This window comes from Erwinia sp. L03-1 (assembly GCF_058686115.1).
In genome coordinates this window covers 1,285,408-1,308,906 of sequence record NZ_CM178762.1, presented here as the reverse complement: position 1 = coordinate 1,308,906, position 23,499 = coordinate 1,285,408, and the positions used below count along the sequence as shown (strand labels likewise).

The 23,499-nt window shown below is 48.0% G+C and carries 22 protein-coding genes, 3 tRNA genes and 1 pseudogene; 8 read left to right on the top strand and 18 right to left on the bottom strand.

Translation table 11 applies throughout. The features are described from left to right. Positions 1–21: 21 nt before the first annotated feature. From ccmI to ccmA, 9 genes are read right to left on the bottom strand one after another with little or no spacing between them, the layout of a single operon-like run. Complete coding sequence (gene ccmI / locus AC4PCC_RS06095) at positions 22–1,233, bottom strand: c-type cytochrome biogenesis protein CcmI (protein WP_492126748.1); 1,212 nt, start codon at positions 1,231–1,233, stop codon at positions 22–24. Beyond that, entirely contained in the window at positions 1,230–1,691 is a 462-nt protein-coding gene (locus AC4PCC_RS06090) for a cytochrome c-type biogenesis protein (RefSeq protein ID WP_492126747.1), read from the bottom strand. The genes ccmI and AC4PCC_RS06090 overlap by 4 nt, the downstream gene beginning before the upstream one ends. Further along, on the bottom strand, positions 1,688–2,242 hold the full coding sequence (locus AC4PCC_RS06085; RefSeq protein ID WP_492126746.1) for a DsbE family thiol:disulfide interchange protein: 555 nt from the start codon (positions 2,240–2,242) through the stop codon (positions 1,688–1,690). The genes AC4PCC_RS06090 and AC4PCC_RS06085 overlap by 4 nt, the downstream gene beginning before the upstream one ends. After that, positions 2,239–4,194: a heme lyase CcmF/NrfE family subunit gene (locus AC4PCC_RS06080; RefSeq protein ID WP_492126745.1), complete on the bottom strand. Its 1,956-nt coding sequence runs from the start codon at positions 4,192–4,194 to the stop codon at positions 2,239–2,241. The genes AC4PCC_RS06085 and AC4PCC_RS06080 overlap by 4 nt, the downstream gene beginning before the upstream one ends. After that, entirely contained in the window at positions 4,191–4,682 is a 492-nt protein-coding gene (ccmE, locus tag AC4PCC_RS06075) for a cytochrome c maturation protein CcmE (protein ID WP_492126744.1), read from the bottom strand. Before ccmE ends, AC4PCC_RS06080 begins: the two co-directional genes overlap by 4 nt. Next, on the bottom strand, positions 4,679–4,912 hold the full coding sequence (ccmD, locus tag AC4PCC_RS06070; RefSeq protein WP_492126743.1) for a heme exporter protein CcmD: 234 nt from the start codon (positions 4,910–4,912) through the stop codon (positions 4,679–4,681). Before ccmD ends, ccmE begins: the two co-directional genes overlap by 4 nt. Then, entirely contained in the window at positions 4,909–5,652 is a 744-nt protein-coding gene (locus AC4PCC_RS06065) for a heme ABC transporter permease (protein ID WP_492126742.1), read from the bottom strand. The genes ccmD and AC4PCC_RS06065 overlap by 4 nt, the downstream gene beginning before the upstream one ends. Positions 5,653–5,710: 58 nt before the next feature. Then, entirely contained in the window at positions 5,711–6,370 is a 660-nt protein-coding gene (gene ccmB, locus AC4PCC_RS06060; protein WP_492126741.1) for a heme exporter protein CcmB, read from the bottom strand. Further along, positions 6,370–6,987, bottom strand: coding sequence for a cytochrome c biogenesis heme-transporting ATPase CcmA (ccmA, locus tag AC4PCC_RS06055; RefSeq protein ID WP_492127459.1), 618 nt, complete (start codon positions 6,985–6,987; stop codon positions 6,370–6,372). Before ccmA ends, ccmB begins: the two co-directional genes overlap by 1 nt. Positions 6,988–7,238: 251 nt before the next feature. On the opposite strand from ccmA, the gene AC4PCC_RS06050 reads away from it, so the two are divergent. The 6 genes from AC4PCC_RS06050 to AC4PCC_RS06025 all read left to right on the top strand — a co-directional run bounded on the left by AC4PCC_RS06050 (position 7,239) and on the right by AC4PCC_RS06025 (position 11,746). After that, positions 7,239–8,102, top strand: coding sequence for a formate/nitrite transporter family protein (locus AC4PCC_RS06050; RefSeq protein ID WP_231877614.1), 864 nt, complete (start codon positions 7,239–7,241; stop codon positions 8,100–8,102). A gap of 476 nt (positions 8,103–8,578) precedes the next feature. Beyond that, positions 8,579–8,654 (top strand) — tRNA-Lys (locus AC4PCC_RS06045). A gap of 1 nt (position 8,655) precedes the next feature. Then, a tRNA-Gly gene (locus AC4PCC_RS06040) sits at positions 8,656–8,729 on the top strand. Positions 8,730–8,803: 74 nt separating this feature from the next. Next, positions 8,804–8,878, top strand: a tRNA-Arg gene (locus tag AC4PCC_RS06035). A gap of 179 nt (positions 8,879–9,057) precedes the next feature. Beyond that, on the top strand, positions 9,058–10,317 hold the full coding sequence (locus AC4PCC_RS06030; RefSeq protein WP_492126740.1) for a tyrosine-type recombinase/integrase: 1,260 nt from the start codon (positions 9,058–9,060) through the stop codon (positions 10,315–10,317). A 220-nt stretch (positions 10,318–10,537) separates the two neighbouring features. Then, the gene (locus AC4PCC_RS06025; protein ID WP_492126739.1) at positions 10,538–11,746 is read left to right on the top strand and encodes an IS256 family transposase; all 1,209 of its coding nucleotides are present in this window, start codon (positions 10,538–10,540) and stop codon (positions 11,744–11,746) included. Between the two features lie 193 nt (positions 11,747–11,939). Here the strand turns inward: AC4PCC_RS06025 and AC4PCC_RS06020 are convergent, their stop codons facing one another. The 9 genes and pseudogenes from AC4PCC_RS06020 to AC4PCC_RS05980 all read right to left on the bottom strand — a co-directional run. Next, complete coding sequence (locus AC4PCC_RS06020; RefSeq protein WP_492126739.1) at positions 11,940–13,148, bottom strand: IS256 family transposase; 1,209 nt, start codon at positions 13,146–13,148, stop codon at positions 11,940–11,942. A 61-nt stretch (positions 13,149–13,209) separates the two neighbouring features. Next, the gene (locus AC4PCC_RS06015) at positions 13,210–13,602 is read right to left on the bottom strand and encodes a hypothetical protein (RefSeq protein WP_492126738.1); all 393 of its coding nucleotides are present in this window, start codon (positions 13,600–13,602) and stop codon (positions 13,210–13,212) included. A 367-nt stretch (positions 13,603–13,969) separates the two neighbouring features. Continuing rightward, the gene (qatD, locus tag AC4PCC_RS06010; protein ID WP_311092710.1) at positions 13,970–14,698 is read right to left on the bottom strand and encodes a Qat anti-phage system TatD family nuclease QatD; all 729 of its coding nucleotides are present in this window, start codon (positions 14,696–14,698) and stop codon (positions 13,970–13,972) included. After that, positions 14,695–16,035, bottom strand: a complete 1,341-nt coding sequence (gene qatC / locus AC4PCC_RS06005) for a Qat anti-phage system QueC-like protein QatC (protein ID WP_311092709.1) — start codon at positions 16,033–16,035, stop codon at positions 14,695–14,697. Before qatC ends, qatD begins: the two co-directional genes overlap by 4 nt. Beyond that, entirely contained in the window at positions 16,032–16,778 is a 747-nt protein-coding gene (locus AC4PCC_RS06000) for a Qat anti-phage system associated protein QatB (RefSeq protein ID WP_492126737.1), read from the bottom strand. The genes qatC and AC4PCC_RS06000 overlap by 4 nt, the downstream gene beginning before the upstream one ends. A gap of 9 nt (positions 16,779–16,787) precedes the next feature. Continuing rightward, entirely contained in the window at positions 16,788–18,557 is a 1,770-nt protein-coding gene (locus AC4PCC_RS05995; RefSeq protein WP_311092707.1) for a KAP family P-loop NTPase fold protein, read from the bottom strand. A gap of 108 nt (positions 18,558–18,665) precedes the next feature. Then, positions 18,666–19,298 (bottom strand): His-Xaa-Ser repeat protein HxsA, encoded by a 633-nt coding sequence (gene hxsA, locus AC4PCC_RS05990; RefSeq protein WP_176018044.1) that lies wholly within the window; start codon positions 19,296–19,298, stop codon positions 18,666–18,668. Continuing rightward, positions 19,295–20,407 carry a His-Xaa-Ser system radical SAM maturase HxsC gene (gene hxsC / locus AC4PCC_RS05985; protein ID WP_492126736.1) on the bottom strand — a complete coding sequence of 371 codons (1,113 nt, stop codon included), beginning with the start codon at positions 20,405–20,407 and terminating at the stop codon, positions 19,295–19,297. Before hxsC ends, hxsA begins: the two co-directional genes overlap by 4 nt. Then, a pseudogene (locus tag AC4PCC_RS05980) lies at positions 20,400–21,221 on the bottom strand (His-Xaa-Ser system radical SAM maturase HxsB); the annotation flags it as partial. The pseudogene AC4PCC_RS05980 and the gene hxsC, both read right to left, overlap by 8 nt. 61 nt (positions 21,222–21,282) lie before the next feature. On the opposite strand from AC4PCC_RS05980, the gene AC4PCC_RS05975 reads away from it, so the two are divergent. Next, positions 21,283–22,433 (top strand): IS3 family transposase gene (locus AC4PCC_RS05975; protein WP_492125232.1). Its coding sequence is split into 2 segments (ribosomal slippage): positions 21,283–21,541 and positions 21,541–22,433, totalling 1,152 coding nucleotides; the frame shifts between segments, so codons are not numbered across the junction. A gap of 435 nt (positions 22,434–22,868) precedes the next feature. Further along, entirely contained in the window at positions 22,869–23,450 is a 582-nt protein-coding gene (locus AC4PCC_RS05970) for a DUF4755 domain-containing protein (protein WP_492126735.1), read from the top strand. The last annotated feature ends 49 nt before the right edge of the window (positions 23,451–23,499 follow it).

The following is a 23,499-nucleotide window of genomic DNA, read 5'->3' as shown; positions in this document are numbered from 1 at the left end:
TCTGTAGTCAAACGCCTGCGGTTACTTCTGCTGCCGATCAATCGCAATCGACAGCTGCTGATGCCCGTCAAACGGCGTTACTGCGCTGGTACCGAACCAGTCTCCGGCCTGTGGGTTGGCACTGCCATCGCGTGAGATACGCACCCGAACCAGAACCTGATGCTGCGCGGAAAGCAGGCGTTCCGGCATCATGGCATTGCTGTCGTCCAGCGTCAGCGTAAGTGGAAAATGGCTTAACGGCATTTTTTTTACCGCCACGGGGACGGGAGAAACACCATCGGAAACGGAAATATACAACACTCCGCCTTCCGGTAACATTTTTTCTGCCTCCGGCGCCAGGGTGACGTTGAGCGCCAGTCGGCTTGTCTGCCTGCCCGCATCGGTGCGGGCCTGCTCAATGCTGCGCCGTATTGTGTCCGACCGTTCATCGTCAGCCGGTAACAATTGTAACATCTTTTGCCATTCTGCTATGGCCTGGTCGTAATCCTGTCGGGCAAAAGCATTAAATGCTAACAGACTGTGAATCCGCAGATTCGTCCCGTCCTGCTTAACCATTTCACTCAGCATCTGCGCCGCCTGGCGGAGATTCTGCGGATCCTGCGACCGCGTCAGGACATCAGCATAGCTCAGTTTGACCTCGGGGTTATCCGGCGCAAGCTGCATCGCGTGCTGGAAAGCCTGTGTCGCCGTGGCCGCGTTATTCAGCACCATGCCAATACGCCCCAGCATCAGCCAGTCATTCACGTTGCTGGGATCGTTCTGCAACGAGGTGCGGATCCCCAGCCCGAGCCGCGCCAGCTGATCCATGCTCAGAGGTTCGGCTTTAGGATCCATCACCTGAGCGCGCAGCGCAGGCAGGTCGAGCTGTGCCTGCTGCCATGACATCACCTGCGCAAAGCCGCCGGTTTTAAAATAAAAGCCCAGAGTCACGACAATTAACAACAGGATCCCAGGCAGCAGTACCCAGCGGCTCAGGGTGCGCGCGTGGATCTGCTCATCCTCAGGTATATCCAGCAGCAGCGTTTGCTGCAGCTCACGGATCATCTCCGCGCGTTCACCCACCACGCCCTGGGCTTCATCCTCTTCCAGCTCCCGCAGGCGCTGGCGGTAAAAACGCGTATTTAGCGCATCGCGCTCCGCCGCCAGCGGTGGATGCCTGCGTCCACCGGCAATCAGCACCAGGCCGCAGGCCGCGATCAGCAGCACCAGCAGGGTTAGTAAGAATGCACTCATGATTGCTTCCCATTGTTCTTCAACAGCGCATCCAGTCGCTTCTGCCCGGCATCATCCAGTGGCGGGGCGATAAGCTGGCGCTTTCTGCTACGCAGAATAATCACCAGCGCGCCAATAATCACAAACAGCACCGGGCCCGCCCAGAGGATCAGCGTGGACGGCATCACCGGCGGGTCGTAGGTCACGAAGTTGCCGTAGCGGGCCACCATATACTGCTTAACCTGCGCCGGGCTCTGCCCCGCCTGCAGCAGCTCGTAAACCTTCAGCCGCATGTCGCCAGCGATCATCGCATTCGAGTCGGCAATGCTGTTGTTCTGGCATTTCGGGCAGCGCAGCGATTCGGTCAAATGGCGATACTGCTGCTCCTGTGCCACCGAGGCGAAATGGTAGGTATCAATATTACCGGCCAGCGCGCTCAGGCTAACCAGGCTTATCACGATCAGTAAAAAACGTTTCATACACCTTCCCTGCTGTATTTGTCCCAAAGCGGCTTCACTTCCTTCACCCAGACATCGGCATTCATATCCCCCGCGTGGCGGTAGCGGATAATTCCTTTGCCATCAATCAAAAAGGTTTCGGGGGCACCATAAACGCCCAAATCCAGCCCCAGCATACCGTCACCGTCATACAGGCTTAGTGCATAAGGATTACCCAGCGTATTCAGCCAGTTAATGGCCTTACCGCGATCGTCCTTATAGTTCAGACCCACCACCCGCACGCCCTGTGCGGCCAGCACGTTGAGATACTGATGCTCTGCACGGCAGGTGGGACACCATGTCGCCCAAACGTTAAGCAGCACGGGTTTACCGTCGGTCAGCACCGTGCGATCGTAGGTTTTCCCCGGCTGGTTAAGCGATTCCAGCTTAAAGACCGGCACCGGCTTGCCCACCAGCGCGGACTCCAGCAGCGTGGGATCGTCACCGTTGGCGTTGCGCGTCAGCTGCCACATCAGCGCAGCGGCCACCAGCAGAAACAGCACCAGCGGCAGGTAAAGTATCTTCTTATTCATGTCGCCTCCCTTTCGGCCTTCCGGCGTGAGCGATAGCGCGGGTCGAGCAGGCAGAAAATGCCGCCAACCGCCATAAATACCCCGCCGAACCAAATCCAGCGCACAAAAGGTTTGTAATAGATGCGCACCGCCCAGGAGCCGTCATCCAGCTCTTCACCCAGCGCAGCGTAGAGATCGCGGGTCAGTCCGCCGCTAATCGCTGCTTCAGTCATCATGGTGTGCGCCACGCTGTAGTAGCGTTTCTCCGCCTGTAGCGTCGCCTCGTGATGTCCCTGACGGGTTACGTCGATAATGCCCGCGCCGCCGGTATAGTTTGGCCCCTGTATCTTCTGCACATCGCGGAAGGTGAAGTGATAATCGTGAATATCCACGGTATCGCCAGGCCGCATCCGCACATCGCGTTCCACACTGTAGTTCTGGCTGAAGGCGATACCGATAACGGTGACCGCCACGCCAAGATGGCCGAGCACCATGCCCCAGTGGCTGCGGGAGAGATGACGCAGCCCGGCAAAAAAGCGGTGGCGATGCGTCGCCCGTTCGTGCAGCTCCATCAGGGTCAGGAAAATGACCCACACCGCCATCAGCAGGCCGACGACGGCCATCGCCTCAATGCGATCCTGCATCAGCCACGGCAGCAGAATCGACAGCACCAGCGTACCAGCCACGGCAATGCCCAGCCTTTTCCACAGCTTTTGCGGCTGGTCACGCCGCCAGCGCACCAGCGGACCCACGCCGAGCATCAGGGCCAGCGGGGCCATCAGCAGGGTAAACAGGCTGTTAAAGAAGGGTTCCCCTATCGAAATGCTGCCCAGTCCGAGCTGCTTATGCACCAGCGGCAGTAGCGTTCCCAGCAGCACCACCAGCATCGCGGCGATCAGCAGCACGTTATTACCGAGCAGGAATGACTCGCGCGACCACACTTCATTCTGCACCCGGCTGCGCACCTTGCTGCCCTTAATCGCGTAGAGCAGGAGTGAACTGCCAATGACGATCACCAGGAAAGCGAGAATAAACATGCCGCGTGCGGGATCGGAGGCAAAGGAATGCACCGAAATCAGCACGCCGGATCGCACCAGGAAGGTGCCCAGCAGGCTAAGGGAAAAAGCGGTAATGGCCAGCAGCACGGTCCACGCCTTAAAGGTGCCGCGCTTTTCGGTCACTGCCAGGGAGTGGATCAGTGCCGTCCCGGCCAGCCACGGCATAAAGGAGGCATTTTCCACCGGATCCCAGAACCACCAGCCGCCCCAGCCCAGTTCGTAATAGGCCCACGCCGACCCCAGGACAATGCCCATGGTCAGAAATACCCACGCGGCGGTGGTCCAGGGACGCGACCAGCGCGCCCAGGCGGTGTCGAGCCTGCCCGCCATCAGCGAGGCGATAGCAAAGGCAAACGCCACCGAGAAGCCGACGTAGCCCATATAGAGCAGCGGCGGGTGAAAGATCAGGCCGATATCCTGCAACATCGGGTTAAGGTCGCTGCCGTCAATGGGGAAATCAGGCAGCGTGCGGGTAAAGGGATTCGATGTCAGGGTGATAAACAGCAGAAAGCCAAGGTTGATCATCCCCATCACCGCCAGTACGCGAGCGATAGCATCCTGCGGCATGGTCCGGCTGAACAGCGCGACTAACAGCGTCCAGGTACTGAGCAGCAGCAGCCACAGCAGCAGCGACCCCTCGTGTGCCCCCCAGGTGGCCGCCACCCGGTAGTAAACCGGCAGCAGCGTGTTGGAGTTGGCCGCCACGTAGGCCACGCTGAAATCATTTACGACGAAGGCATGAACCAAAATCATAAAGGCGGCGGCAATGCAGGCGAACAGCGCATAGCTGAGCGGCCGCGCCAGCCCCATAAGGCGGACGTCCTGACGCGCCGCGCCCCACAGGGGGTAAATGCTCAGCAGCAGCGAAAGGGCCAGCGCCAGACAGAGCAGGAAACTGCCGATTTCCGGCATCATGACTGGCCTTCCGCTGCGGCTGCCTGCCAGGCCGTGGCCGGGCTTTTATGGTTCTTTTTCATTGCATCCTCAATTTCCGGCGGCGTGTATTTCTCATCGTGCTTCGCCAGCACCTCTTTGGCATTCACCAGGTTGCCCTTCTCCAGCACTCCCTGTGCTACCACGCCCTGCCCTTCACGGAACAGGTCGGGCAGGATCCCCAGGTAGGTCACGCTAATCACGCCGTTACCGTCGTACAGTTTGAACGAGACCTGTAGCGTATTCGGATCGCGCTTCACGCTGCCTGGCATCACCATTCCCCCAACGCGCAGACGCTGGCCCGGTTCGGGTTTGCTGTGATCCTCTCCTTTCCCATTCAGTATTTCACTGGGGGTATAAAACAGGTCGATGTTGGAACGCAGCGCGTACATCACCAGCGAAGTGGCAAGTCCAAGGCCGACCAGGATCGCCACCACCACCATCAGGCGATTTTTACGACGGGTATTCACGGTTGATCTCCTGCCGCTTCACCGGCGGCTTTTTGACTTTTTGCCGCACGGACGCGGCGTTCGCGCGACTGGCGCTTACGAATATCGGCCAGCAGCCAGCGGCGCTTTAGCAGGGTGTGCAGCACGAGCCCGCCCAGCGCGAGCAGGGTACAGGCAACGGCCAGCCAGACGTAGAAGGCATAGCCGCCCATGGCGAAGAACGCCGGCCAGGATGAAAAAGCGGGGGTCATCGTTTTTGCCCTCCTTTTGCCACCACGTCAGCTACCCACGGGCGATGACGCTCGGTAAAGAGCAGCAGATTACGTAAACGCATCAGCGTCAGGGAGATAAACAGCAGCAGATAACCGAGAATCGACCAGCGCAGCGGCGTACGCATACTGGGGTCAATGGCCTGCTGAAGTATGCCGGAGGAGCCCTGGTGCAGGGTATTCCACCACTGTACTGAATAGTGAATGATGGGCAGGTTAACCATGCCCACCAGGATCAGAATTCCCGCGGCCCGCCCGGCCATACGACGATCGTCAAAGGCATTCGACAGGGCAATCACGCCCATATAGAGAAACAGCAGTACCAGTTCGGAGGTCAGCCGTGCATCCCAGATCCACCAGGTGCCCCACATCGGCTTTCCCCAGGCCGAACCGGTAACCAGCGCAATAAAGGTGAACACCGCGCCAACCGGCGCCATCGCCGCTGCCGTCAGGTCGGCCATTTTCCACTGCCATACCAGACCGACAAACGCGGCGATGGCCATTGAGGCGTAGATGCCCATCGACCACATCGCGGCGGGCACGTGGATATACATGATGCGGTAGCTGTCGCCCTGCTGATAGTCGGCGGGCGCGAAGCCGAAGCCCCATATCCAGCCTAAACCGAGCGAGGCAACCCCCAATACGGCAAACCAGGGGAACAGCCGGCCGCATAACCCGTAGAGCCGGTCAGGCTTGCCCTGTTGATGTAACCATTTCCACATTATTATTTTGCTCACATTCAAAGAAAAAGCGTTCTGGTGTTTTTTTATAAAAATACGGTTAGTGCACGCTTACGCGCAGCGCGGCTGCGGTGGCAAAAGGCGCCAGCGTAATGCTGGCGACCAGCATGGCGCCCAGAATCGCCAGGAATCCGTCAATCGGCAAACCCTGTCCCGCCGCGTCTATCGCTGCACTGGCAAAAATCAGTACCGGCACCGCCAGCGGCAGCACCAGCAGGCTAAGCAGAACGCCGCCGCGTCGTAAACCGACCGTCAGCCCCACGCCTATCGCGCCCAGCAGGCTCAGCGTTGGCGTACCCAATAGCAGCGTCAGCGCAATGGCGCGCCAGCGGGCAAAGTCGAGCGAGAGCAGCAGCGCAGCCAGCGGAGAGAGCAGCAGCAGCGGCAGCCCGGTCACCACCCAGTGAGCGGCCACTTTCCCTAATACCGTTATCGGCAGCGGGGCGGGCAGCAGCAGCAGCTGTTCCAGCGTTCCATCGACAAAGTCATCGCGGAACAGACGCTCCAGCGCCAGCAGCGATGAGAGCAGCGCCGCGACCCAGACGATGCCCGGGGCAATACGCGCCAGCAGCTGGGGTTCCGGCCCGATACCCAGCGGAAACAGGGTGATGACGATCAGGAAAAACCACAGTGGGTTAATGATTTCAGCGCCGCTGCGAAAAGCAATACGCAGCTCACGCTTTAGCACGCGCCAGAACATCAGGTTAGCTCCACAGAGGTCAGTGAGAGTTTGCGAACCGTGCGATGCGACGCGGGCAGGTGCTGATGGGTCGTCAGAATGACCAGGCCGCCAGCAGCCGCATGGCGCTCAAACAGCCCCGTCAGCTTATTTACCCCGGAGACATCAATCGCGGTCAGCGGCTCATCCAGGATCCACAGCGGCGAGGGACTCAGCCATAGCCTGGCCAGCGCCACGCGGCGCTGCTGCCCTGCCGACATCAGGCCCACCGCCACCTCTTCGTATCCCGTCAGTTCGACCTCATCCAGTGCCGCCAGCAGAGCCTCTGCCGAATGGGCGGGGTGAAAAAAACGCAGGTTCTCAAAGGCGGTCAATACCGACTTCACGCCGGGCTGATGGCCGAGGTAGAGCAAATCCGCATGATAGCGCTCACGCTGGCGATGAACAGGATGTTGATGCCAGCGCACATCGCCCTGCTCAGCCCGGCTCAGGCCTGCGAGGATGCGGAGCAGCGAGGTTTTTCCCGCGCCGTTAGCGCCTTCAATCTGCACGATGTCGCCCGCTGAAACGGTAAAACTAAGATCGCTAAACAGCGTACGTTCATCTCGAACGCAGGTGAGATTGTGGGCTTCCAGCATCAAATTACGTCGCACTCGTGAATGTTGAATGAAATAGTACCACAGGAAATCATGGCATCGCAGTCTCACGACGTACGTCTCATACCCATGGCATGCGCATTATGCCCGCAAAAAACAGGGAATATGATGAAAAATACCGCATGGTTAAAGCTTTGTTACCCTTATCATTAAATACCGTTACATTCCGCCTGCCGGGAAACCCGCTACGCTTATCAGGCACATTATGTATCAGGGCCGACAGGAGCAGCCAAGTGAACGACAAAACCAATAAAAAAAGTGATGTTGAAGTTGACAGCAAAGAGAGTGAGAGCGGCGAAGAGATTGAGGTGAATGAAGAGGCCCTGCCCTCGCGCGCAGCGGCGGTGCATGAGCAAATTCGACAGGAAGGTGAAAAAGAGCTGGAGCGCGATGGCTTAGCGCTGCTGTTTTCCGCCGTTGCGGCGGGCCTGTCGATGGGGGCCTCGCTGATGGCGAAAGGGATATTCCACCTTCATTTCGAGGGGGTCCCAGGCGCCTTCTTACTGGAGAACTTCGGATATACCTTTGGCTTTATTATCGTCATCATGGCGCGTCAGCAGCTGTTTACGGAGAACACCGTGACCGCCGTGCTGCCGATAATGCATAAACCGACCGGCCGCAATTTTCTGCTGCTGTTGCGTTTGTGGGGCATCGTGCTGGGCGGTAACCTGATTGGGACGGCGGTGGCTGCGCTGGCCTTTATGCATATGCCCATTTTCGATGAGGCCACGCGCACGGCATTTATCGGCCTTAGTCAGAAAGTGATGGAAAACTCACCAGGCGAGATGTTTGCTAAAGCGATCGCTTCAGGCTGGATTATCGCCACGATGGTCTGGATGTTCCCTTCAGCGGGCACGGCAAAGCTCTGGATTATTGTGCTGATGACGTGGCTGGTAGCGATAGGCGACTTTACGCATATCGTGGTCGGTTCCGTCGAAACGCTTTTCCTGGTGTTTAACGGCATTATCAGCTGGAAGGAATTCCTCTGGCCGTTCGCCCTGCCCACTCTGGCGGGAAACATCATCGGCGGCACCTTTATCTTTGCGCTGATAAGCCATGCGCAAATCCGCAACGATATGAGCAATAAAACGTCGTAATGACTCAGGCAATATGAGCAATAAAACGTTGTAATGACTCAGACAATATGAGCAACAACAGGTTGTAATGACTCAAAGGGTAGCCGCTGGACGCAGCGCGCTACCCCCTTCTTTGCAGAGGCTCAGTTAAAGAGTGCGAAGGTTTTAACGTAAAATGAGCTCGCAAACAGCACGTATCCCAGCCATACCAGCAGGATCAACCCAATTGAAAATTTCAGTGACATAGCCTGTTCCTCTCTTTCACACAGCAAGGGTGCCCCTTGCTTACATGGATTTACATTAGAACGCGGCGAGCATGGAGATATTGATCCAGCGCAAGTAAGCATGCGTAAAGAGAATTCAGATAATCTCGAATGAAACATATAAAGCCGCCGCTGAAAAAAACAGCACCTAAGCGGCCTGTTTTTGCCCCAGCTCAGATATTTGATATTCCTCAACATTAACGACAAATTTTATGATACTATCCCTGTCGCTCTGGGTCGTTAGCTCAGCTGGTAGAGCAGTTGACTCTTAATCAATTGGTCGCAGGTTCGAACCCTGCACGACCCACCAGGCGGCCATCGTATAATGGCATTACCTCAGCTTCCCAAGCTGATGACGCGGGTTCGATTCCCGCTGGCCGCTCCAACTGCTTGAAAATACGTGAGCAGTTACGCTAAGATACTGCCCCTGGCGAAGAGTATGTCGCCATCTTGTACCGCGTCTCCTTAGTTAAATGGATATAACGAGCCCCTCCTAAGGGCTAGTTGCAGGTTCGATTCCTGCAGGGGACACCATATGTTAGCCCACCTAAGTATTTTAAAGTCTAGTCAACTCTTCAACTTCAATCACTTACCTTCCGTTTGTAGCCCGTTAACGTACACCGTCATATTTCAAAATCCACGCTGTTTTGTTGGTACATATGTTGGTATTTTAAGTTCGATAATGCAGATACCATCAGAAGAGGGTTTTTAGTATGGCACTCACTGAGTTAACAGTAAGAAATACAAAGCCTTCTGATAAACCCGTCAAATTAACAGACGATAATGGTATGCACCTGTTGATCACCACAAGTGGTTCCAAGTATTGGCGTTTTCAGTATCGCTTCGCTGGTAAACAGAAAATTCTCGCACTGGGTGTATATCCTGAGGTTTCATTGTCAGAAGCCAGACGAAGAAGAGATGAAGCCCGTCAGCTCGTTGCAAACCATGTAGACCCAAGTGAAAAGCGCAAAGCAGAAAAGATTGAGAGCAAAGGCTTGCTAACATTTGAGCAAGTTGCAAGAAAATGGCATACCAGTAATAGAACCTGGTCAGACAGTCATAGAACTACCGTATTGAACAGCCTTGTTACCCATTTGTTCCCTGTCATCGGTAAACGTTATCTTAGCGATCTAAAGACTCGTGATTTGTTGGTTCCGCTGAAAAAAGCAGAAGCATCAGGACACAATGAGCTGGCTTCCCGCTTACAACAACGCATTACAGCGGTAATGAGGTATGCCGTTCACAATGCGTTAATTGAACTGAATCATGCAAACGACCTCGCTGGTGCAGTTGTTTCCGCTAAAAGTGTCCATCGCCCTGCCCTTTCTCTGGAACGATTGCCAGAGCTTATGAACCGTTTGGAAGCATATAAAGGAAGAGGTATTACCCAAATTGCAGTGCAGTTAACACTCCTGACCTTTGTCCGTTCGAGTGAACTGCGATTTGCTCGCTGGGCAGAAGTCGATCTCAAAAATTCACTGTGGACTATCCCCGGAAAGCGACAACCTATGGAAGGGGTAAAATATTCTGCAAGAGGGGCAAAGATGAAAACCCCACATCTGGTTCCACTAAGCACACAAGCCAAAGCACTTATGGAAGAGCTTCATACGATCAGTGGTAACAAAGAACTTATGTTCATTGGTTTTACTGGGGATGACAAACCTATCAGTGAAAACACTGTCAACAAAGCACTCAGGACGATGGGCTACGATACGAAAGTAGAAGTCTGCGGGCATGGTTTCAGGACTATGGCATGTAGTGCCTTAATCGAATCGGGATTATGGTCGAGAGATGCTGTGGAAAGACAAATGAGCCACCAGGAACGCAACAGTGTCCGGGCTGCTTACATACACAAAGCGGAGCATTTGGAAGAACGGAGACTCATGTTGCAATGGTGGGCTAACTATCTTGAAGCTTGTAAAGAAGAAGCACAGACACCTTTTTCCTTCTCTATTAAGCATTCAGAACAGTGAATAGCAAACGATACGTATTTAATAATTTATAATCGATAACTCAATGTGGGCTGCGAATATCTATTAAGAATTTAAAGCCTCCCTTTGTAAGTTAATTCAAAGAGGTTACTCATGAGTATATCGAAATAATGTGATGTTTGTGGTAAGTAGAGCCTGTAATTTAAATTGTGTATCTGCCTGTTTTTGATATCTTCACTCCAACAACGGAGACAGGCAATTTATGGACGAAAAGAAACTCAGGGCCCTTGCGGCTGAACTGGCTAAAGGCCTTAAAACCGAAGCCGATCTCAATGCGTTTTCCCGCATGCTGACGAAGCTTACCGTGGAAACGGCACTCAATGCCGAACTGACTGACCATCTCGGGCATGAGAAAAATGCCCCCAAATCAGGCTCAAATACCCGCAACGGCTACTCTTCAAAAACGGTGCTGTGTGACGACGGCGAAATCGAGCTGAGCACGCCGCGTGACCGTGAAAACTCCTTCGAACCGCAACTGATAAAGAAAAATCAGACACGTATTACCCAGATGGACAGCCAGATTTTGTCCCTGTACGCCAAAGGCATGACCACGCGAGAAATCGTCGCCACCTTCAAAGAGATGTACGACGCGGATGTTTCACCCACGCTGATTTCTAAAGTCACCGATGCGGTTAAAGAGCAGGTCACAGAGTGGCAGAATCGCCCCCTGGATGCACTTTATCCCATTGTTTATCTTGACTGTATTGTTGTAAAAGTTCGCCACGGTGGTAGCGTGATTAATAAAGCCGTCTTCCTCGCACTGGGCATTAATACCGAAGGCCAGAAAGAGCTGCTGGGTATGTGGCTGGCAGAAAATGAAGGCGCGAAGTTCTGGCTCAGCGTGCTGACGGAGCTTAAAAACCGGGGCCTTCAGGATATCCTGATTGCCTGCGTGGACGGTCTGAAGGGCTTCCCGGATGCGATAAACAGCGTTTATCCCCAAACGCATATCCAGCTGTGCATCATCCATATGGTGCGCAACAGCCTGAAATACGTGTCGTGGAAAGACTACAAGGCAGTCACCGGCGGGCTGAAAACGGTGTATCAGGCTGCGACCGAAGAGGCGGCGCTGATGGCGCTGGATAAGTTTGCAGACGTCTGGGACGAGAAGTACCCGCAAATCAGCAAAAGCTGGCGCACGCACTGGGAAAATCTTAATACGTTCTTCGGCTATCCCCCCGATATCCGCAAAGCCATCTATACCACCAATGCGATCGAGTCGCTAAACAGCGTGATCCGTCAGGCGATAAAGAAACGCAAAGTGTTCCCGACAGACGACTCGGTACGGAAGGTTATTTATCTGGCGATCAGGGATGCGTCAAAAAAATGGAATATGCCGATCCGAAACTGGCGGCTGGCAATGAGTCGTTTTATTATCGAGTTCGGTGACCGCCTGAGCGGTCACCTTTAATATGGTGGCAGTTACACAGAATTATTTACAGGGTCGGTAAGTAACTTCGCGATTTAGACCAATAACTTCAAACTGAATAAAAGCCAGCAATCAATACCTGGCTTTTATATTTTAAAGAAAAATATTTTACATATACTTTATAATCTTTTTCTAAAATTGACCCTGTAAATAATTCTGTGTAACTGCCACCATATTAAAGGTGACCGCTCAGGCGGTCACCGAACTCGATAATAAAACGACTCATTGCCAGCCGCCAGTTTCGGATCGGCATATTCCATTTTTTTGACGCATCCCTGATCGCCAGATAAATAACCTTCCGTACCGAGTCGTCTGTCGGGAACACTTTGCGTTTCTTTATCGCCTGACGGATCACGCTGTTTAGCGACTCGATCGCATTGGTGGTATAGATGGCTTTGCGGATATCGGGGGGATAGCCGAAGAACGTATTAAGATTTTCCCAGTGCGTGCGCCAGCTTTTGCTGATTTGCGGGTACTTCTCGTCCCAGACGTCTGCAAACTTATCCAGCGCCATCAGCGCCGCCTCTTCGGTCGCAGCCTGATACACCGTTTTCAGCCCGCCGGTGACTGCCTTGTAGTCTTTCCACGACACGTATTTCAGGCTGTTGCGCACCATATGGATGATGCACAGCTGGATATGCGTTTGGGGATAAACGCTGTTTATCGCATCCGGGAAGCCCTTCAGACCGTCCACGCAGGCAATCAGGATATCCTGAAGGCCCCGGTTTTTAAGCTCCGTCAGCACGCTGAGCCAGAACTTCGCGCCTTCATTTTCTGCCAGCCACATACCCAGCAGCTCTTTCTGGCCTTCGGTATTAATGCCCAGTGCGAGGAAGACGGCTTTATTAATCACGCTACCACCGTGGCGAACTTTTACAACAATACAGTCAAGATAAACAATGGGATAAAGTGCATCCAGGGGGCGATTCTGCCACTCTGTGACCTGCTCTTTAACCGCATCGGTGACTTTAGAAATCAGCGTGGGTGAAACATCCGCGTCGTACATCTCTTTGAAGGTGGCGACGATTTCTCGCGTGGTCATGCCTTTGGCGTACAGGGACAAAATCTGGCTGTCCATCTGGGTAATACGTGTCTGATTTTTCTTTATCAGTTGCGGTTCGAAGGAGTTTTCACGGTCACGCGGCGTGCTCAGCTCGATTTCGCCGTCGTCACACAGCACCGTTTTTGAAGAGTAGCCGTTGCGGGTATTTGAGCCTGATTTGGGGGCATTTTTCTCATGCCCGAGATGGTCAGTCAGTTCGGCATTGAGTGCCGTTTCCACGGTAAGCTTCGTCAGCATGCGGGAAAACGCATTGAGATCGGCTTCGGTTTTAAGGCCTTTAGCCAGTTCAGCCGCAAGGGCCCTGAGTTTCTTTTCGTCCATAAATTGCCTGTCTCCGTTGTTGGAGTGAAGATATCAAAAACAGGCAGATACACAATTTAAATTACAGGCTCCTAAAATTATCATGCTCACCATTATCAGGACTTAATATACTATTTACCTTAACTTTTTCTTCTTTAACCCTTCTTCTGACCAGCATGTCCTCAAGGCTGTTATCAAAATTATTATCAATCAGTTCTTCTACGATCCAATGCTCAACCCCACCATTTTTTTCAGTATAATGACCTGATAAATCAAAGTTATTTATTATGAATAGTGCTTTTTCAGCAAACTCAATTTCAAAATACTTCCAAAAAATATCGATTATTATATTCCCCCCTGGAGATTCTGTGAAGTGGTCATATACTCCCCTTTCAATAAGTAATTTTGATGTAGTCTCTCCAAGCCTAACCACGACTTCTTTTATATCATCATCTGTTATTTCTGTCTTATCCATGTCAAACCTCCTCTTTGAGTGAATATCCTATAATGTTTTATCGTATTTTTTATTAAAGTCAACCACGTTTATTTTATTAACACATTGAGCACCCTATTTTTGGCAAGCGGCCTAAATATTTTAACTCGCTTCAATACCGATAAAAGTTCAGTATTTTTTCTTTTATCTAGACTTAAAAAGACTAAAGATAAAAACACACAAAAATAAAAAAACTCAACACTATAAATAAAACTCATTGAAATTAATCTTGCTTTTGTTTTAATAATACTGGATCATTTAACTTAACCAAAAATCATTAAGTCATAGCCTTAGGTTAACGAAAGGGATTCTTCCCAGTGTTGTATCATGTTTAATGACCTATAAAATATTATTTAAATTTAAGTATACTCCTAAAGTTCTCTTCTATTTTAGCTTCAACATATTCAGGGTCGCATCCCCATATCTTGGATATGCCAGCAATGGCTTTTTCAACATCCCAAGGAAATAAACTCTTTCCTGAGACCTTAGCAAATGGTCCATCAGTTTCAGTCAATAATCTGTCTTTAGGTATGAGTTCAATTATTCGCTTTCCTTTAACAGAGTTCAGCATTGCAGGACCAACTGAGAACCACGCACCAATTTTAACTGCATTTCTCAATTCTAATTCCGAACCAGTAAACCAATGAAAAATAGGAACGCCATCGATTCCCTTGAGTTGATCAACTACTTCTGTAGCTGAGGATCTTGAATGTATCGACATAATCCTCCCACCTCCATGATGGACTTTCTTTAATATATGTTTGAAAACTTTAAGTTGCACATCCACATATTGTTTATAATCTTTCCCTCCATCAAGACCGACTTCACCAATATATTCCACCTGGGGAAATAACATGTCGAAAATATCTAACTCCTTGTGTCGAATATGTGCGAGTTCGGGATGCAAACCTAATGCCGTTTTGATCCGCTTATTCTTAGAAACAAGCCTATTCGTCCCAATATATGCTTTAGGAGTTGTTGTTATAGAAAGGACATAAAGTCCTTTCTCATTACACTTTTCAATAATATCATTTGGATTTTTATAAAGATCCAAATGGCAATGCATATCAAGCTTCAAATCACTTTTTCCCTTTTTAAAAACCTTTCTACTTCAAGCAACCCATTTAAAAAAACCCTTTCATATTTATCAAGATCACAAGAATTAAGTCGCCCAGACTTTAATATCCAAGATTTCAATTTTCTATTTTTTGATTTATCTATAGCCAATAAAACAGAATTTACATCATCCCTTCCATCTTTCTTATTTTTAACAAAATCACGTAAGGTTGGATATGTGCCATGATGATAGGAAATCGTCTCCTTCAAATTGCTTTGAATTAATGATGACCGCCTAATCATACAAGGAACACAATACCCACACTGTCTATTTTTTCTTTTCCAATGACTACATGAAACAGTAAGATCAATTATCGAAGATAAAGTATTAAAATCTTTGCACCCACTTACCATTTCTCCTTTTGTCATGAACTGATAAGGATTATTTAACTCAACTCCAAAACCTACATTATCAAAAAGCTGCTGGATCATTTCGATAAAATATGGATGCGTAGTGCGAGTGCTTAGAGAACCGACTCTCCGGGAGGTCAAAGGTGCATTTAAAGAGATAAACCCGTTCTCAGGGACAAATATAGACAACTTATTATAATTATTTACTTTTTTTACCGCATAAGCACCAACGAGTGAAAATGCCAAAAAATTTAAACTCCTTGTTCTCATTGTGATATCTCTCGGGATGCCTCGGCCAATAGGATTTGCACTTGAACGTAATCTGGAGAAAATGCCTTTCCCTTGAATTTTACGGGCTATTGCATCTTGTTTAGATTTATCCCCCTTATACGAATGACTAATCAGTAGGGGCTTATTTCCTGAAGTTAATAAATCTATAACACCTATTGCACTGTCAAGGCCTCCAGAAAATAGTGATACACTATCTAATCCATTGAGGTTTATCAACCTCCTTCCGTTAACAGCTTTAAATGGCTGTGGTGGTTTAGGACCATCCTTCTCAAAATTTAGATTCCAAACATCGCCACTAAGAAATTGTAATGCTTTTTCAAGTAGTGGTTTATTATTATCCCATACCTGAGGGTTAATTAATGAAACTGATAGATTTATATTTCTTGTCCAACCATCAAAACACACATCTCTTTCAATAAAAGTATCAGCAGCAGTGACAGCAAGTGAAATTGTTAAAAAATCCATTACATCATCAGATATAGTCACTCCCAATCTTTTTATTGCATCGTAAATTGGCTTACCTATAGTTGCAATGTCTTCTCTTGGCCTTTTACCATTTTTAGAAACGACACCATCTCGTGAATATATCTGAACAGATACAGTTTCTTTGTTGGCCGCTGGTAACTTTGTATAATCAGAGTTAATATAAATGTTCATTCTTCATATCCTTTCCATTCATCCCAGACTTCTCTTATAACATCTTTTTGTATGGCTATTATGTCTTTTTTGGAAAATACTCGTATATTATTACTTAACTTTGGCTCCATTATATTATCAACGGTGGCACTAATAAGTTGATGTAAAGAATTTTCTGCTACCTGTAATTCTTTGGCGGTCTCTGCATTATTCCATGCTTTACCAGCATCCATTGTGATTTGTAAAAAAATGCTATCCGTTAAATAACAAATCATTGTTTCAATGATTACATCGTCAGTTATGTCTGACGGATCGAAAACTGACTTTCCATTCAAAGCTTCCACTAAAGCATCATTCATGGCAGTTTGAATTTTGTCGGCATCTTCAAGTCCTTCAGATAAAGAATGTGATATTCTCGCAATTACATCTTCACACTCCATTCCTTTGAGACTATCAAGGTCTACCAAAGGATTCATATTAGGATCATTGGTAACACCATCACTTAATAATTCAAATAAACCACCGCCAACATTGATGATATTCCCTAAACGAGCATTAGTAGATTCAGAACCTCCTGTAACTTGTCTAGCATAACGTCCTAATGCACCTTTTAATGCCGTTGCATCTCTGTTACGAGCAAATCGGCCAAATAATGTCCTAAATCCACTAAGATTATTGCTTTTACCGTTATGTGACTGATCAGCCCAAGGCGGAACTAATTCATTTCCATTCTTAGGTCCTTTACTCGATTGAGATGTGCCCATTTTTTATCCTTAATTATTCCAAGCTTTATTTTTAAGAAGCATATTCATCCAGTGCGGCTGCTCATGTATTCCAGTTATGAATCTCTTAAGGCTTTTTGCTGCCTCTAAATTACTATCTGCTAATAAAACAGCACCCGCAAAACCGTCTGGCTGATTACTCCATTCCGTTATACTTCTTAGATGCTCAATTATTCCTTCCATAACTGGAATAACCTCATCTTTAGAAATATCCTTTAATGCTTTTGAAGCTGCTTGTGAACTTTTTCTTTTTGTAGATACTAATACACCTAATGCATCTCTTGCTTTAGGTGATAGACCAATAACATAATGCCCCGCAGGCATAGTCTCACGAGAAAGATATACAGCAGCCCTTAAATTTTTATCACTTAACTTTGGTTCAAGCTCTAACCATTTCAGAATAAAATCACTTGTAGACTCATCTTTTTTCCAGGCTGGAGGAACATAATCTGGGAGTTCAACTAATCTTTCGCTTTCAAGGTTACTTATAACTTTGTTGTAATTTTTATTGGTATCGATCATAGAATACAATGCATTGGCTGCTTCTTCTCCAGCACATCTTTCAAATATTACTAGTTTCGTTATAACATTCTCATCTAAAGATATTTTTCTTCTTCTTGCAATATTAGATCTCATTTTAACGACATTTAGTAATCTTTTTACAATTCTCGGATTGCCATGAATTATAGGTGATGTAGCGAAAATAGGTGCTATCCGATCCACTTGGTCAAATGAAATTGCTAACTCAATATTATCTTCACACTTTAGAATTTTAAGTGCATCTTCCTTTTTCATCGGATCTTGATGCCATGACTCTTGTAGTGATACTTCCAATGCTATTCGAAGATCTTCAACTAAATTTTCATCTACTCCTAAATTTACTGCATGGAGTAAGAAAAGATATGACCTAATCTCTAATAAACCTGTTCGCGGCACTCTTATAGGAACTTGAATCAGTTTGTCCAAATAATCGATATGATGCCTAGCAGAAGTGCCTTTAAAGTATTCAGAAACGGAAGTTCTTATCATATCCTCATCAGCGGCTATTACAAAAGCAGTGTTAGGAAGAAACAAAAATAGCCTTATCGCCTCAAGAGTTTGAATTGCATTGTGAGGCAAGCACCGATCTAAATTATCAATAAATACAATTAACTTTTTATTCAAGTTTTTCAGTATATCATTATACTCATTTCTAAATAAATTAATTTGTTGTGGTGGAGTGGAAAGCTCTTTATCTTTTATCAATCCTAATTTAGCTATTTCGCTCCCTGACTTCATACTATCTTGGTAGTTATCTTCGTTTATTCCATTATTAAAAACATCCTTAACTGCATTTAATCCTCTTGAAACAAGCCCACCTGTAGGAATACCGTGAGCTAAGGCTATCCCTTCAATTGTTAACCCTAAAGCTCTTACTTTATCGACTCTATTAAAGAGATTAAACGTTTTCTTAACAACTCCCTCATCACCTTGGGCAGCTTCATTTAACTTTGTTGCAATCACTTCTAACAAAGCAGCCCTGGCATCATCATACCCCTGATAAAGCCATGCATCGAAATTCACGACCAAAATTTCTTCACCGGCCTCATCACTAATTTGCTTTTCAATTATTTTCAACAATGATGACTTACCAGCCCCCCAGTTGCCAAAAACTCCAATTGATACAGGCAACATATTATTTGATTTTAAGATATCTACAGCTAAACTCGATACTTCTCCGAAATTTAGATAGTCAACACTTGATTCAAAATCCGACCACATGACCAATTCCTTTTTTTAAAATAACATTATGAATAATTAAACCCTTAAAACTCTCTCAAAATAAAATATCAATATTATTTGAAAGACTAATTTTTAAATTAATTTTTCTTAACGGGCCAGGATGTTCAATGAATTTAACAACTGTGTATCAAAAGTTTCTCTTACTGGAGTAGGCAATCCATTCGCAACCCTATAATTCTTGATTGCTGTCCTTGTGGCTGGTCCCATACTCCCATCGATGTTGCCGTTATAGAAACCTTTATCGAGTAAGGCGAATTGCACCCTCATGATTAACCGCTTACGTTTGTCTGTATCCGAAGTTAGCCCGCTACTCGCTCGATTGGCACCTGTAGTTCCTGCTGAGTTTGTTGTGGTTGTGCTATCTGTGTCATTAGAGCGAAGTGAACGGACAGAGGAGGACGAGGACGAACGAGTTCCTGAACTGGATGAGTCTGAGGTGCTTGGCGAGCTGTATGTCTTGGGGTAGTAAGGAGTGCTTCCGCCATAGTAGCCACCGCCTGATGAGGAACGGTGTGAGCTGTGGCTACGATGAGAACTGTGACTCCTGTGTCCGGCAATGTAGAAAGGCACTTCGGTGTTGAGCGGGGCTATCACCAAATCATGTTCGTTCAAAGTCATACCAGGTAAGTCACTGGCACCAGTAGATGAATCACTTGCCCAAACTGAATTATTAAGAGCCAAAAAACCAGGAAGCAGAGCCGCAAGATTAAACTTTTTCATATTATTGGTCTCGGAGGTTGATGAAAACGGCCTTTTGATGAACTGAAATAACCAGCACAGGAAGACTTCTGAGTGCATTCATCACATTCTTTTGGATAGTAATTTTTCCAGTCAGAGATCGACTGAGTTGCAAAATTCCATGCCCTTTCAGGAAGGTGGCATAGTGGATAATTGAAGATGGTAAGAGGGATACCTGACCTGTGTGCAGTGTCTACAGCCGAAAGGATTTGTTCTCTGTAGTTGTCGTGCTCTATGAAGATTGATGACCAGTTCTTACGGGCCCATCCAATCGACTCCAATCCCATAAGGGAGATCTGGTTAATGTTCGAGAACACACGACCAGCAAACTCAACGATGTCATCAAGCTCGCTGTAGTTAGCCTGAGTGGGGATGACTCTCAGTTCTATGTTGATCCCTGAGTTACCGGCATTGATCAGTCCCCTGACTGTTTCATCAAAAGCTCCCTCGCTTCCGACCAGATAGTCGTGCACTGATGCTCTTGAAGAATAAAGCGGTATCCCAAACGTGATTTTGAGCTTATCGCTTCTTTCCTTCATCTGCTGGGTAAAGCTGACATCCGCAAACTTCCGTCCGTTGGTTAGAACATGCAGTGCTGTCTCAGGGGAATTTTCGATTATGAAGTCCAGAAAATGCAGGAAGTCTTCGCCATAGAGCAAAGGCTCTCCCCCGCTCACTCCCACTACTCCATTCAGAGAGAAGGAAGCGATAGCGAGAGCTGACTGGTTGAGAAGCCAATCATCGTTTCCAGCTTTAGGAGGCTGAGAACAAAACAGGCAACTGTTGTTGCACCTTTCAGTGACCAGGACAGTGTTATGGTTTGCTCTACGGGACAGAATTACCCGGAGCATGTTGCCATTATTGACGATCCCAATGTCACCATCTTCTATGGAATCGTAAAGCTCCTGACTCATAATCGAGTCTGCAAAATATGCAGGCAGTCTGGAATCGAGTTGTGTTGCAGTGACAAGCAAATTTGGCAGATAGAATTGAGGATTCTCGGGCTTGGTTTTACATAGGCAATAGAAGCCTTGCTGAACTGGTAAGTCTGATGAAAACCGGAAAATATCGTTTCTCAGCACCTCAGACATAAGCCCACCTTTTGAGCATTTCAGCCATTGGTCCATCCTGAGAGATTTCATTCAGCAGGAAGCGGAACATCCCTTTGTGATACTGGCAAAAGGTTGACCGACTCTTGTCACCAACAGGCTCGCCATGAACACTGATGTTCTGACAAGGATCTGCTCCACAGAAAGGTTGGTAAGCACAGGTATCACAACCGGGCATGGCGAAATTAAATGAAGATGAGAGAGCGGAACGGTAGTATTCGTTGCTACTGAATGACAGTGAAGCAAACTCTCCTGCACTGAAATCTGCTTCGGGATTTACTTTCTGAAGCATACGGCTTTCGTCGCTACCGTAGACCTTGCCGTCATAGTTGAACAGGATGCAGTTCAGCACGACTCCACTTGGTGATTTCAGATCTGCATAACCACTGAAACCCGGATTAAAAATCCGCTTTAGATGGATAGAGGCTGAGTGCTCAACGACAGGTATGCCTTTCTGATTCTGAAGCAACACTTCCTGCATCAGCTCTTTATAAAAATCAAAATATTCCGGCATTGAAAAAGTGAAGCTCTGCTTCTGAGCAAACCCGTAGGGACTTACAGGCCGGATAAACATGTCAGTGAGTCCAAGGGACAGATGAGCATCCACTATGGAGGCTGGTTCTTTTGTCAGCTCTTTTGTAACTGTTGTAACCGTAGCTACCCGATTTGCTCCCAATTCTTCTGTGATTTTCTGAATGCCTGTCACGGCTCTGTTGTGAGCCTGAGAGTCGGTGAGGATACGGTTTTTATTGTGGACGGCTTCATTACCATCAAGAGAGACAGAAAAAGTGATATGATCTTACCCGCGAATAGTGGACACGCGACTAAGTGAGTAAACTCTCAATCAGAGGTGACTCATGACAAAATCAGCATTAACCAGCAAAAAACCACGTAAGCAATATACGCCTGAATTTCGCAACGAAGCCCTGAAGCTTGCTGAACGCATCGGGGTAGCAGCCGCTGCCCGTGAACTTAGTCTGTATGAATCGCAGCTTTATGCCTGGCGCGGTAAGCTGAAAAATGCACATTCCTCTTCCGAACGTGAGCAGGAAATGTCTGTTGAAATTGCCCGCCTTAAGCGACAACTGGCGGAACAGGCAGAAGAGTTGGCCATTATCCAAAAGGCCGCGACATACTTCGCGAAGCGCCTGAAATGAAGTATGTCTTTATTGAAAAACATCGGGCTGAGTTCAGCGTCAAAGCCATGTGCCGTGTGCTTCGGGTTGCCCGCAGCGGCTGGTATGTCTGGTGCCTGCGTCGCCATCAGATAAGCCCACGTCAGCAGTTCCGTCGCGTCTGCGATGAGGCCGTCGGTAAGGCATTTACTGAGGCAAAACAGCGTTATGGTGCGCCTCGTCTTGCTGACGAACTACCGGAATACAACATCAAAACCATTGCTGCCAGCCTGCGCCGTCAGGGACTGAGAGCAAAAGCCTCCCGCCGGTTCAGCCCGGTAAGCTACCGTGAACACGGGCTGCCCGTGTCTGAGAACCTGCTGAAGCAGGATTTTTACGCTAGTGGTCCAAACCAGAAGTGGACAGGTGACATCACGTATCTTCGCACGGACGAAGGCTGGCTCTACCTTGCAGTGGTGATTGACCTGTGGTCGCGTGCAGTTATTGGCTGGTCAATGTCACCACGGATGACAGCGCAGCTTGCCTGCGACGCACTGCAAATGGCACTGTGGCGGCGTAAACGTCCGGAAAATGTCATTGTTCACACTGACCGTGGTGGTCAGTACTGCTCATCGGATTATCAGAGCTTGCTGAAACGCCATAATCTGCGCGGGAGCATGAGCGCAAAAGGCTGCTGCTATGACAATGCCTGCGTGGAAAGCTTCTTTCACTCACTGAAGGTGGAATGTATCCACGGAGAGCGCTTTGCCAGCAGGGAAATAATGCGGGCGACGGTGTTTAATTATATCGAGTGTGATTACAATCGCTGGCGTCGCCACAGTGCGTGCGGCGGTCTAAGCCCAGAACAATTTGAAAACCAGAATCTCGCTTAGGGCGGTGTCCACATTACGTGGGTAAGATCACCTTTCCACTTTGTTACTCCCTACCAAAACACTAGCGATAAAAAATCACTCGCAATCATCAAAGAAAGGACCGCTGGGAAAAAAAGATTTTCTATTTGATGCCTCTTAAACCTGCTAGTTATCAGTAGTTTAAAACTACACATTAAGTCAAATTCGCTATCTATTCTTATTAATAATCATATCGATAGGAAAAACCGATCGATCGTTTTTACAGATCAATTTTGCTATCATGATAGTTTATAGCTATCAAATAGATCTGATCGATCGGTACAAATGATTTGCTAGACACTCATTCCAGGCCGTAATGTAACTTCAAACGAAGCGTTATAGCTCACTGATTTATCAGCAAAATAAGCTGATGGATGCGTGCGCTCTGAATCCAACGAAACAATACCGGATGGTTCAATGACAACAATGACTGTAGTTAAGCAGCCTAATTTCCTGATGATGAAACGAGTATGGATTGCAATCGCTCTGCCAATTGTCATCTTCTACTTCATGGGTATGAGAGGATTAGTGCAACTCGCTATTATTTGGGTTTGCGCAAGCATCATGCTCTTGATGTTTGCTTATAAAAAATTCCGAATTAAGAAGTGGAATGCCAGCACCAGAGATGTGTTCGGAGAGTCTGACGGCATGTGGAGCCATGAGTTCGGTCCAACTGCTATGAAGCTCGATGAAAAACGGGGACTGATCCATCTCAAGGAAGAGAACAAACAAAAGACCTATCCGTTCTCAGCAATCAAAGAGTGGCGATACAATTTGTCTACTACGAGAGAACGGGCTGGTATCAACAAAGAACTCGACCGCACTCATGATTTCAGTGAGTCAGGCTTTTACATCGCAGTAGACGATGTTCAGTATCCAGAATGGAGAGTAATGTTCTTTCCCCAAAAAGGTGACTTCAACTCACAAGAAGGCATCCGGGATACGGAACTGCAACTTAAGCGCTGGATGCATATCTTTGACAATGTAATTAATAAATAAAATTTAATGCATTGTTTATCAGCAACTTAAAAAAAACCAATCGCGCGAT